This is a genomic window from Streptomyces sp. NBC_00663, from assembly GCF_036226885.1.
In the GTDB taxonomy this organism is placed as follows: Bacteria; Actinomycetota; Actinomycetes; order Streptomycetales; family Streptomycetaceae; genus Streptomyces.
On record NZ_CP109027.1, the window covers coordinates 4,300,640 to 4,312,267 of the forward strand.

The 11,628-nt window shown below is 69.5% G+C and carries 10 protein-coding genes; 3 read left to right on the forward strand and 7 right to left on the reverse strand.

The window, feature by feature from the left end; translation table 11 throughout:
• Positions 1 to 4: 4 nt before the first annotated feature.
• The 5 genes from ftsH to dacB all read right to left on the reverse strand — a co-directional run bounded on the left by ftsH (position 5) and on the right by dacB (position 6,918).
• Entirely contained in the window at positions 5 to 2,044 is a 2,040-nt protein-coding gene (ftsH, locus tag OG866_RS19565) for an ATP-dependent zinc metalloprotease FtsH (RefSeq protein ID WP_329336395.1), read from the reverse strand.
• 196 nt (positions 2,045 to 2,240) lie between these two features.
• Positions 2,241 to 2,801 (reverse strand): hypoxanthine phosphoribosyltransferase, encoded by a 561-nt coding sequence (gene hpt, locus OG866_RS19570; protein WP_329344192.1) that lies wholly within the window; start codon positions 2,799 to 2,801, stop codon positions 2,241 to 2,243.
• Between the two features lie 53 nt (positions 2,802 to 2,854).
• Positions 2,855 to 3,952 carry a tRNA lysidine(34) synthetase TilS gene (gene tilS, locus OG866_RS19575; RefSeq protein WP_329336398.1) on the reverse strand — a complete coding sequence of 366 codons (1,098 nt, stop codon included), beginning with the start codon at positions 3,950 to 3,952 and terminating at the stop codon, positions 2,855 to 2,857.
• Between the two features lie 175 nt (positions 3,953 to 4,127).
• Entirely contained in the window at positions 4,128 to 5,258 is a 1,131-nt protein-coding gene (locus OG866_RS19580; RefSeq protein ID WP_329336400.1) for a zinc-dependent metalloprotease, read from the reverse strand.
• 82 nt (positions 5,259 to 5,340) lie between these two features.
• Positions 5,341 to 6,918 (reverse strand): D-alanyl-D-alanine carboxypeptidase/D-alanyl-D-alanine endopeptidase, encoded by a 1,578-nt coding sequence (gene dacB, locus OG866_RS19585; RefSeq protein ID WP_329336401.1) that lies wholly within the window; start codon positions 6,916 to 6,918, stop codon positions 5,341 to 5,343.
• A gap of 79 nt (positions 6,919 to 6,997) precedes the next feature.
• On the opposite strand from dacB, the gene OG866_RS19590 reads away from it, so the two are divergent.
• Together OG866_RS19590 and OG866_RS19595 are read left to right on the forward strand one after the other, a co-directional pair.
• Complete coding sequence (locus OG866_RS19590) at positions 6,998 to 7,489, forward strand: inorganic diphosphatase (RefSeq protein ID WP_194078292.1); 492 nt, start codon at positions 6,998 to 7,000, stop codon at positions 7,487 to 7,489.
• Positions 7,490 to 7,625: 136 nt separating this feature from the next.
• Entirely contained in the window at positions 7,626 to 9,299 is a 1,674-nt protein-coding gene (locus OG866_RS19595; RefSeq protein ID WP_329336403.1) for a threonine/serine ThrE exporter family protein, read from the forward strand.
• A gap of 96 nt (positions 9,300 to 9,395) precedes the next feature.
• On the opposite strand, the gene OG866_RS19600 is transcribed toward OG866_RS19595, so the two are convergent.
• On the reverse strand, positions 9,396 to 10,277 hold the full coding sequence (locus OG866_RS19600) for a DedA family protein (protein WP_329336405.1): 882 nt from the start codon (positions 10,275 to 10,277) through the stop codon (positions 9,396 to 9,398).
• Between the two features lie 133 nt (positions 10,278 to 10,410).
• Here OG866_RS19600 and OG866_RS19605 point away from each other — a divergent pair, with 133 nt between their 5' ends.
• Entirely contained in the window at positions 10,411 to 10,776 is a 366-nt protein-coding gene (locus OG866_RS19605) for a YbjQ family protein (protein ID WP_329336406.1), read from the forward strand.
• An 18-nt stretch (positions 10,777 to 10,794) separates the two neighbouring features.
• Here the strand turns inward: OG866_RS19605 and OG866_RS19610 are convergent, their stop codons facing one another.
• A complete protein-coding gene (locus tag OG866_RS19610; RefSeq protein WP_329336408.1) occupies positions 10,795 to 11,556 on the reverse strand; it encodes a MerR family transcriptional regulator in 762 nt (253 codons plus the stop codon).
• Positions 11,557 to 11,628 lie beyond the last annotated feature (72 nt).

The following is an 11,628-nucleotide window of genomic DNA, read 5'->3' on the forward strand; positions in this document are numbered from 1 at the left end:
AGGGTCAGCTCTCCGGGCGCTCCTCGGGAGCCGGCTCGGCCACGGGGGCGGACTCCGCCGCCGTGACCTTGGCGGTCGAGATCGCCGGGGTCGCGCCGTTGGCGCCGTTCGTCAGTGCGAGCTCCTTGGGGGAGAGCACCGGCGGACGGGTGGACGGCGTACGGCGGGAGGAGCCGGTCCAGGCGGGCCTGGCCGGGCGCTTGACGATCGCGGAGAAGATCTCGGCGATCTCCTCCTTGCCCAGCGTCTCCCTCTCCAGCAGCTGGAGGACGAGGTTGTCGAGGACGTCGCGGTTCTCGACCAGGATCTCCCAGGCCTCGTTGTGCGCGTTCTCGATGAGCTTCTTGACTTCCTCGTCCACCAGGGCGGCGACCTCTTCCGAGTAGTCGCGCTGGTGGGCCATCTCACGGCCGAGGAACGGCTCGGTGTTGTCGCCACCGAACTTGATGGCGCCGAGACGCTCGGTCATGCCGTACTGGGTGACCATCGCGCGGGCCGTTGCCGTGGCCTTCTCGATGTCGTTCGCGGCGCCCGTGGTCGGGTCGTGGAAGACCAGTTCCTCGGCCGCGCGACCGCCCAGCATGTAGGCGAGCTGGTCGAGCATCTCGTTGCGGGTCGTGGAGTACTTGTCCTCGTCCGGGAGCACCATCGTGTAGCCCAGGGCACGGCCACGGGACAGGATGGTGATCTTGTGGACCGGGTCGGAGTTGGGTGAGGCCGCCGCGACCAGGGCGTGTCCGCCCTCGTGGTACGCGGTGATCTTCTTCTCCTTGTCGGACATGATCCGGGTCCGCTTCTGCGGGCCCGCCACGACGCGGTCGATCGCCTCGTCCAGCATGTGGTTGTCGATCAGCTTCTTGTCCGAGCGGGCCGTCAGCAGCGCGGCCTCGTTCAGCACGTTGGAGAGATCGGCACCCGTGAAGCCCGGCGTACGGCGGGCGACGGCCGAGAGGTCGACGTCCGGGGCGACCGGCTTGCCCTTCTGGTGAACCTTGAGGATCTCCAGACGGCCCTGCATGTCCGGGCGGTCGACCGCGATCTGGCGGTCGAAGCGGCCGGGGCGCAGGAGGGCCGGGTCAAGGATGTCGGGCCGGTTCGTGGCGGCGATCAGGATGACGCCGCCCTTCACGTCGAAGCCGTCCATCTCGACGAGCAGCTGGTTGAGGGTCTGCTCGCGCTCGTCGTGACCACCGCCGAGGCCGGCGCCGCGGTGGCGGCCGACCGCGTCGATCTCGTCGACGAAGACGATCGCCGGGGCGTTCGCCTTGGCCTGCTCGAAGAGGTCACGGACTCGGGAGGCACCGACACCGACGAACATCTCGACGAAGTCGGAACCGGAGATCGAGTAGAACGGAACGCCGGCCTCGCCCGCGACGGCACGCGCGAGCAGGGTCTTGCCGGTGCCGGGAGGACCGTAGAGCAGGACGCCCTTGGGGATCTTGGCGCCGACGGCCTGGAACTTGGCCGGCTCCTGGAGGAACTCCTTGATCTCGTGGAGTTCCTCGACGGCCTCGTCGGACCCCGCGACGTCCGCGAAGGTCGTCTTGGGGGTGTCCTTGGTGATGAGCTTCGCCTTGGACTTCCCGAAGTTCATGACCCGGGAGCCGCCGCCCTGCATCTGATTCATCAGGAACAGGAAGACGACAACGATGAGGACGAAGGGAAGCAGGGAGAGCAGGATGCCGACGAACGCGTTCTGCTTGGTCGGCGAGACGGTGTAGCCGTCGGGAATCTGCTTCTGCTCGAACTTGGTCTGAAGTGTCGCGGCGAGGTTCTGGCCCTGGTCGCCGATGTAGCTCGCCTGGATCTTCGAGCTGCCGTCGACCTTCTCGCCGTCCTTGAGCTCGACCTTGATGGTCGACTCGTCGCCGGTGGTCAGTTTGGCCTGCTGGACCTTGTTGTCATTGATCGCCTGGACGACCTGGCCGGTGTCCACCGTCTTGTAGCCACCGGACGAGCCGACGACCTGCATCAACACGACCACGGCAAGGACGGCCAGCACGATCCACATGACCGGCCCACGGAAGTATCGCTTCACGTCCATCCATACGGAGCGGTGTCGCCCCGTCCCTCCTGCCATAGTGAGTTTGATAAGACAGTTCTTCTGACGGTACCCCAGCTTTGTTGCCCAAAGCCGCACCGGACGGCTGAACGAGCCCGTCTGCATGCTCCAACGGCGCGAAGCCCGCCGGGGTTCCCGATCGTCTCAGGAAGACGGCTCGCTTGGCCCCAAGGCCGGGTCAGCCGCCGTAGACGTGGGGCGCGAGCGTACCGACGAACGGGAGGTTGCGGTACTTCTCGGCGTAGTCGAGGCCGTAGCCGACGACGAACTCGTTGGGGATGTCGAAGCCGACCCACTCGACGTCGATGGCGACCTTGGCGGCGTCCGGCTTGCGCAGCAGCGTGCACACCTTGAGCGTCTCGGGCTCGCGGGAGCCGAGGTTGGACAGCAGCCACGACAGGGTCAGGCCGGAGTCGATGATGTCCTCGACGATCAGGACGTGCTTGCCCTTGATGTCGGTGTCGAGGTCCTTGAGGATCCGGACGACACCGGAGGACTGGGTGCCCGCGCCGTACGACGACACGGCCATCCAGTCCATGGTGACGGGGGTGGACAGCGCCCGCGCGAGGTCGGCCATGACCATCACCGCGCCCTTGAGGACGCCGACGATGAGCAGGTCCTTGCCCGCGTACTCCGCGTCGATCTTCGCGGCCAGCTCAGCCAGCTTGGCGTCGATCTCTTCCTTGGTGATGAGCACCTCTTTGAGGTCGGTGCCCATGTCTTTCGCGTCCACCCGCATCACTTTCGGTCGTCCCACCGGCCTGTCCGTCGCCTCTCGCGGAGGGACGGGATTCAGCCTTGCCGAATCACCAGTCTGCCACCCTGACGCTGGGCGACGACCTTGCCGGGGAGATTGATGGCCCCCTGGCCGCGCCAGCCGGTGATCAGCCGGTCGACTTCCTCGATGTGGCGGGCGAACAGCGAGCCCGCCGGGGCGCCTGCCTCGATGGCGGCGCGGCGCAGCACACGGCGGCGTACGGCGGGCGGCAGGGCGTAGAGCTTGGCGCACTCCAGCAGGCCGGCCGCGTCGCGTACGGCGGCCGCGGCCTGGCTCGCCCAGGAGTCGAGGGCGTCCGCGTCGTCGCGGGAGAGCTGGGCCGTACGGGCGAGTGCCTCGACGACTCCTTTGCCGAGCGCCTTCTCCAGGGCAGGCAGGCCTTCGTGGCGCAGCCGGGAGCGCGTGTACGCCGGGTCGGCGTTGTGCGGGTCGTCCCACACCGGGAGCGCCTGGACCATGCAGGCCTTGCGGGCGGTCTGCCGGTCGAGCTGGAGGAAGGGGCGGCGGTAACGGCGGGCGGCCCCCGGACCACCGGAAACGGCGGCCATTCCGGACAGGGAGCGGATGCCGGAGCCGCGGGCGAGGCCGAGCAGGACGGTTTCGGCCTGGTCGTCGCGGGTGTGGCCGAGCAGGACGGCGGTGGCGCCATGGCGTTCGGCCGCCGCGTCGAGGGCGGCGTAGCGGGCGTCACGGGCGGCGGCCTCGGGGCCGCCTTCGCGGCCGACGGTGACGGCGACGGACTCGACGGGGTCGAGGCCGAGCCCGCGCAGGCGCAGGGCGACTTCCTCGGCGCGCAGGTCGGAGCCGGGCTGGAGGCCGTGGTCGACGGTGACACCGCCGGCGCGGATGCCGAGCTTGGGGGCCTCGAAGGCGAGGGCGGAGGCGAGGGCCATGGAGTCGGCGCCGCCGGAGCAGGCGACGAGCACGAGCAGCGACGGCGAGCGCTCGCGCGTGGAGTCGCCTGAAGAAGGTGAGGAGTCGTCAGAAGAATGCGACGAGCCGCCGGAGGGATGCGAGGAGTCGCCGGAAGAACTGGTGTGGTCGTTGAGGATGTCGTGGAGGACGCGGCGGACCGCCAGGCGTATCGCCGCGACCGCAGGATGGGGACCCATGTCCGGTTCCCTTCATGAAGTTTTCGGGGGTTAGCCCGAGGTTCGGTCACTCAGAGTGTGTAGATGGTGACAGAACCGGGCCGTTCCCCGAGCATTGCACGCCTACCCAGGGCTCACGGTCCCTCGGACGGGTGATTGGAGGGGCGTTCGCCTGCCGTCGGCCGGATTTCTTTGACTATTCGGCTTTGCGGTGCACCCGCGCGATCCAGTCCGCCGGTTTGGCGATCTCCGCCTTGGTGGGGAGGGTGTTGGGCGAGGTCCACACCCGGTTGAAGCCGTCCATGCCGGTCTCGTCGACGACGGCCCGTACGAAGCGTTCGCCGTCACGGTACTGCCGGAGCTTGGCGTCCAGACCGAGCAGTTTGCGCAGGGCCATGTCGAGCCGGGAGGCGCCCTTGGCCCGCCGCTGCTGGAACTTCTCGCGGATCTCCTGGACGCTCGGCACGACGGCCGGGCCCACCCCGTCCATGACGAAGTCGGCGTGCCCCTCCAGGAGGGACATGACGGCGGTGAGGCGGCCGAGGATCTCGCGCTGGGCCGGGGTCTGCACGATCTCCACGAGCGAGCGCCCGCCGTCGTCCTCCTCGGCCTCGGGACGCCCGCCGGCCAGCGACTGGGCGGCCTCGCGGATGCGTTCCAGGACGGTCATGGGGTCGACGTCGGTCTCCCCCAAGAACGACTGGATTTCACCCTCCAGGTGGTCCCGCAGCCACGGCACCGCGGTGAACTGCGTGCGGTGGGTCTCCTCGTGCAGGCAGACCCACAGGCGGAAGTCATGGGGCTGTACGTCGAGTTCGCGCTCCACGTGCACGATGTTCGGGGCGACGAGGAGGAGGCGGCCGCCGCCGTGCTCCCCCGCGGGAAGTTCACGGGTGGCGGGGGCGAAGGTCTCGTACTGGCCGAGGACGCGGGAGGACAGGAACGACAGCAGCATGCCGAGCTCGACACCGGTCACCTTGCCGCCGACGGTGCCGAGGACCGCGCCGCCGGGCGTGTTGCCGCGCCGTTCCTGCATCTTGTCGAGGAGGGGCTTGAGGATCTCCCGGAAGCCGGCGACGTTGGCCCGGACCCAGCCGGGGCGGTCGACGACGAGGACCGGGGTGTCGTGGGCCCCGTCGGTGCCCATCCGGGTGAATCCGCGGACGTGTTCCTCGGAGGCCTTGGCGTGCCGGCGCAGCTCGGCGACGACGGCGCGGGCCTCGTCGCGGCTCACCTCCGGGCCCGGCCGGACCAGCCGGGTCGCGGTCGCCACCGCGAGATTCCAGTCGACCATCTGAGAAGAAGCAGCACCACCGATGCTCGTCATGCGTCAACCGTACGTGAGCGTTCCCGCTTGGGGCAGGCCGCGGAGACGTCGGCCCGGCGGCGTCGGCTTCCCTGGCGACCCGTCAGCCGCAGCCGCACGCGGCCAGCGCCGTCGCCGCCTTGTCCAGGGCCGACTGGGCCGCGTCCTTGCTCGTCGTGTTCGACGCCAGGAACGCGAAGGCCAGGAGACGGCCGTCCTGGTCGACGACCGTGCCCGCCAGCGTGTTCACGCCGGTGAGGGTGCCGGTCTTGGCGCGTACGACGCCGGCCGCGCCGTCGGCCGTGTAGCGGGTGGTCAGCGTGCCCGTGAAGCCGGCCACGGGGAGGCCGGTGAGGACCGGGCGGAGTTCGGGGTGGGCGGGGTCGCCGGCCTTCGCGAGGAGGGCGGTCAGGAGGTCGGCGGTGAGCTTGTCGTCACGGTTCAGCCCGCTGCCGTCCTTGAAGGACACGCCGGTCACGGGGAGTTGCAGCTTCTTCAGCTGGGCGCGGATCGCCTTGCCGCCGCCGTCGAAGTCGGCGCGCGTCTTGGTGGCCACGGCGGTCTGGCGGGCCAGGGCCTCGGCGATGTCGTTGTCGCTGTTGGTCAGCATGCGCTCGACGAGGGTGGACAGGGGCGGTGAGGAGACCTCCGCCAGCGTCTGCGCGCGGTCCGTCGCCTTGGACAGGCCCGGGGACGTGGTCTTGATGCCCTCGGCCTCCAGGAAGGCGGCGAACTTGCGGGCCGCGTCGTCGGCCGGGTCCGGCGCCCGGAGGGCGGTACCGCTGGTGGAGTCGTCCGTGCGGGCCTCGTCGGCCATCAGGGGGCTGACCTGGGCGAGGTTGGCGTCGACGCCGATGGGGTGGAGTCCGGAGCCGGCGTAGAGGGTGGTGTCGTACGACAGCGTCACCTTCCGTACGTCGTCCTTCTTCAGGGCCTTGGCCGTCCGCACGGCCAGCTCGCGCAGGCTCGCCCAGCCCTCCGCGTCCTTGCGAGCGGTGAGGGTGGGGTCGCCGCCGCCGACGAGGACGAGTTCATGGGTGCCGGGTTCCAGGGCGGTGCGGGTGGTGAGGCGGTGGTCGGGGCCCATGGCCGACAGGGCGGCCACCGCGGTGGCGATCTTGGTGGTGGAGGCGGGCGTGAGGGCGTCGTCGGCACCGGCGCCGTACAGGCGCTTGCCGGTGGCCACGTCGACGACCGCGGCGGTACGGCGGCTGCCGAGCGCCGCGTCCTCCAGGAGCGGGGTGAGGACGGCGGTGAGGGCCTGGCCGCTCGGCGCGGACTTCACGGTGTTCGTGGCGCCGCCGAGGCCGGTGAGGACGGAGGAGGCGCTCGGGGCGGGCTCGGGCCCCGCTGCCGTCGTACCCGAATCACCGCCGTGATCTGCGCCACCCGTGTGCTCCAGGGCGACCGCGTGGTCCCGCTCAGCCGTACGCTGACCGGTGGAGTCCCAGGGGCCCGCGGCGGTCACCACGACGGCCGTCAGGGCCAGGCCGGCGGTGGCCGCGCCCGCGGTGTACTGCCAGGTCTTGACCGTCGTCAGACGCGTGACCTGCGGTTTCGCCGCGTTGACGGCTCGTGCCAGCTGGGGGCGTACGGCTGCCAGACGGGGTCGGACGGCGTTCGCGAACCGCGCCACATGCGGTCTCGCGGCCCGCCAAGGCCTCAGTTCAGGCACGACCACCAGCCCCTTTCGCGATCACACACCTGCGTGAGGGACACTTAACCACCAGAACTATGTGCTGATCATGGAGGAGCGTCCGGTGGAGTTCGACGTCACGATCGAGATCCCGAAGGGTTCGCGGAACAAGTACGAGGTGGACCACGAGACCGGTCGGATCCGTCTGGACCGTCGCCTCTTCACCTCGACCGCCTACCCGACCGACTACGGCTTCGTCGAGAACACTCTCGGCGAGGACGGCGACCCGCTGGACGCGCTGGTCATTCTTGACGAGCCGACGTTCCCGGGCTGCCTCATCAAGTGCCGTGCGATCGGCATGTTCCGGATGACGGACGAGGCCGGCGGCGACGACAAGCTGCTGTGCGTCCCGGCGACCGACCCGCGTGTGGAGCACCTGCGTGACATCCACCACGTGTCGGAGTTCGACCGCCTCGAGATCCAGCACTTCTTCGAGGTCTACAAGGACCTGGAGCCCGGCAAGTCCGTCGAGGGCGCCAACTGGGTCGGCCGGGTGGACGCCGAGGTCGAGATCGAGCGTTCGTACAAGCGCTTCAAGGAGTCCGGCGGCCACTGAGCCTCCTGACGACGTCTGTCGCGAACGGGCCGCACGCACACGCGTGCGGCCCGTTCGCGTATCCGCGCACCGGTGGGGAACGTGTCTGTGCGCATACTGAGGCGACGGATGGTGCCGTACAGGGAGCGATACGCAAGTGACGTCGGCGGAGGACCGCAAACCGCAGTCGGACGAGGCGAGGAGCGTCTACGACCCCGAGATCACGTCCGAGTTCGCCATTCCGGACGGGTTCGTCGTGCCGAAGGCGGGCGGGGGCGAGTCGGAGACCTCGTCGGAGTTCGCCGTCCCGGACGGCTTCCACGTACCCGAGACGCCGGTCGTGGAGTCGGAGGGCTCGGCGTTCAGCACACCGCGCACCTACAGCGCCCGACACGCACCGCCCGCGTTCACACCGCCGACCGGGATTCCCGTGGTCTCGCTGACCAAGGACGTGCCCTGGCAGGACCGGATGCGCACGATGCTGCGGATGCCGGTCGCCGAGCGGCCCGCGCCGGAGCCGCTGCACAAGGAGGACGAGACCGGGCCCGCCGTTCCGCGCGTGCTCGACCTGACCCTGCGTATCGGGGAGCTGCTGCTGGCGGGCGGTGAGAACGCGGAGGACGTGGAGGCGGCGATGTTCGCCGTCTGCCGCTCGTACGGCCTCGACCGCTGCGAGCCGAACGTCACCTTCACCCTGCTGTCGATCTCGTACCAGCCGTCCCTCGTCGAGGACCCGGTGACGGCCTCCCGGACCGTGCGGCGGCGCGGCACCGACTACACCCGGCTCGCGGCCGTCTATCAGCTGGTGGACGACCTCAGCGACCCCGAGACGGCGTTCTCGCTGGAGGAGTCCTACCGGCGGCTCGCCGAGATCCGCCGCAACCGGCACCCGTACCCCGGCTGGGTGCTGACCGGGGCCGGCGGACTCCTCGCGGGCGCCGCCTCGGTGCTCGTCGGCGGTGACGCGATCGTGTTCGTGGCCGCCGCGCTGGGCGCGATGCTCGGCGACCGGCTGGCGTGGCTGTGCGCGGGGCGCGGGCTGCCGGAGTTCTACCAGTTCACGGTCGCCGCGATGCCGCCGGCCGCGATAGGGGTCGCGCTGACCGTCGCGGACGTGGATGTGAAGGCGTCCGCGGTCATCACCGGTGGGCTGTTCGCGTTGCTGCCGGGGCGGGCGCTGGTGGCGGGGGTGCAGGACGGGCTGACCGGCTTCTACATCACCGCGTCGGCGCGGCTGCTGGAGGTGATGTACCTGTTCGTCGGCATCGTCGTGGGCGTGCTGGTGGTCCTGTACTTCGGGGTGCAGCTGGGGGCCGACCTCAACCCCGACGTCGCGCTGATCATCGAGGAGCGGCCGCTGTGGCAGATCGGGGCGTCGATGCTGCTGTCGCTGACGTTCGCGGTGCTGTTGCAGCAGGAGCGGTCGACGGTGCTGGTGGTGACGCTCAACGGGGGTGTCGCCTGGTCGGTGTACGGCGCGCTGCACTACGTCGGGGAGATCTCGCCGGTTGCCTCCACGGCGGTGGCCGCGGGGCTGGTGGGGCTGTTCGGGCAGATGATGTCGCGGTACCGGTTCGCTTCCGCGCTGCCGTACACGACCGCGGCGATCGGGCCGTTGTTGCCGGGTTCCGCGACGTACTTCGGGCTGTTGTCGATCGCGCGGGACGATGTCGACAAGGGGTTGGTGTCGTTGGCCACGGCGGCGTCCTTGGCCATGGCCATCGCCATCGGGGTCAATCTGGGGTCGGAGATCTCGCGGTTGTTCCTGCGGCTTCCCGGTGGGGCATCGGCGGCGGGGCGGCGTGCCGCCAAGCGGACGCGGGGATTCTGACGCCGGATGCCTACCAGCTCGGTACCTGATGTCCGACGGCGACTGCGGGTTGTTCGTGGTTGATCGCGCAGTTCCCCGCGCCCCTTAAGGGCGCTTCTAGTAACCCTGGTTGTTGTAGGGGTACTGCTGGTTCTGCTGGTTCTGCTGGTTGTCGTAGCCCTGCTGCTGTGGGTACTGCTGGGCATACGGCTGCTGGGCGTAGTACTGGTCGTCGTAGCCGTACTGCTGCTGGTCCCCGTAGGACTGCGGAGGCTGCTCGTCGTTCGACGGGATGCGGCGGAGCTGGGTCGTCGCGTCGTCCATCGGCGGGGGCTGGTAGGCCTGGGGCTGCGGGGTTGCCGGGGTTTGCGCCGCCGCCCTCTTCTTCTTGGCGCGCTCGCGGAGGTACTCGATGATGATCGGGACGACCGAGACGAAGACGATGAGGACGAGGATCGCCTCGACGTTCTTGTGGATGACGTCGATCTGACCGAGCCAGTACCCCGCGAGGGTGACGCCGGTACCCCAGGCGACGCCGCCGATCACGTTGTACGTCAGGAACGTGCGGTACTTCATACGGCCGGCGCCCGCCACGATGGGGGCGAAGGTGCGGACGATCGGGACGAAGCGGGCCAGGACGATCGCCTTGGGGCCGAATTTCTCCATGAACCCGTGCGCCTTCTCCAGGTTCTCCTGTTTGAAGAGCTTGGAGTTGGGGCGGCTGAAGAGCCTGGGGCCGAAGAACTTGCCGATCATGTAGCCCACTTGGTCGCCGAGGACGGCGGCCAGCACGATCAGGAGGCAGACCAGCCACAGCGGCTGGCTGATGAAGTCGCCCTGCGCCACGAACAGACCCGCCGTGAACAGCAGGGAGTCGCCGGGCAGGAAGGCGAAGAGACCCGACTCGGCGAAGACGATCAGCAGGATGCCGGGAAGGCTGAACGTCTCGATCAGATAGTCAGGGCTGAGCCACTCGGGGCCTAGCGCGAGCGTGGTCACGGGTCTGTGGCTCCTGGTGCTGGGGGGAAGGGCCGGGGGTGCTGCCCAAAAGTATCAACGCAGGCGTCGGAGCCCAGGTTCCATGGGGCCGCCGAGGATGCGCTGTGAGCTCTCCGGGAGAAAGCTGTGTGCCATGAGTATCGATGATTTCGGTGGCGGCCAGGGGCCCCAGCCCGATGTGCTCGTGGTGACCACCAACGACGTGCCCGGCTTCCAGGTGCAGGAGGTACTGGGGGAGGTCTTCGGGTTGACCGTGCGCTCCCGGCATCTGGGCAGCCAGATCGGCGCGGGGCTGAAGTCGATGATCGGCGGTGAGCTCAAGGGGCTCACCAAGACGCTCGTCCAGACCCGCAACCAGGCGATGGAGCGGCTCGTGGAGCAGGCACGCGCGCGTGGGGCGAACGGCGTGCTGATGTTCCGCTTCGATGTGACGGAGGCGGCCGACGTCGGCACGGAGGTGTGCGCCTACGGGACCGCGGTGGTCCTGGCCCGGGAGTGAACCCCCGGGCCAGGACGCCTAGGAGGCGTGCCGGGCGGCGTTGGCCCGGATCGCGTCCCTCAGATGCTCGGCCAGGCCCTCGCCCATGGAGTCGTAGAACGCCTTGAAGCGCTCGTCGGAGACGTACATGTCACCGAAGCACAGGTGCATCTCGTAGGGGATTTCGAAGTAGTACCTGCTGATGTGCTGCCGGTGTTCCTCGGCGAGGTCCATGGCCGCCTCGCCGGACGGCTGCTCGCCGGCCGTCACCAGGGCCGCGTACCGCGCGCCCCAGTCGTCGACCTCGGCCTGGATGCGCTTCCAGTCCTCCTTGGTGTACGTCGCGGCGCGGCGCTGGGACTCGGTGTACGCCTCGGTGCCGCCCCAGCGCTGTTCGGCCTCCTCGGCGTACTGCTCGGGGTCCTTGTCGCCGAAGACCTCGAAGCGTTCCTCCGGTGTCAGGTTGATGCCCATCGTGCGTGCCTCCATGGCCTGCTCCACGGCCGCCGCCATCTTCGTCAGCTTCTCGATCCGGGCGGTCAGCAGGTCGTGCTGGCGGCGCAGGTGGGCGCGCGGGTCCGTGGCCGGATCGTCGAGGAGGGCGGCGACCTCGTCGAGCGGGAAGCCGAGCTCCCGGTAGAACAGGATCTGTTGCAGCCGGTCGAGGTCGGCGTCGCTGTAGCGCCGGTGGCCCGCGTGGCTGCGCTCGCTGGGCGCGAGCAGGCCGATGTCGTCGTAGTGGTGCAGGGTGCGCACCGTCACTCCGGCGAAGCCGGCGACCTGTCCCACGGAGTAGCTCACTTCTCCGCTCCTTCCCTTCTCGGTACGCCGTCCACCGTGCGTCCTCACGCCACGTGAGGTGCAAGCCCACCG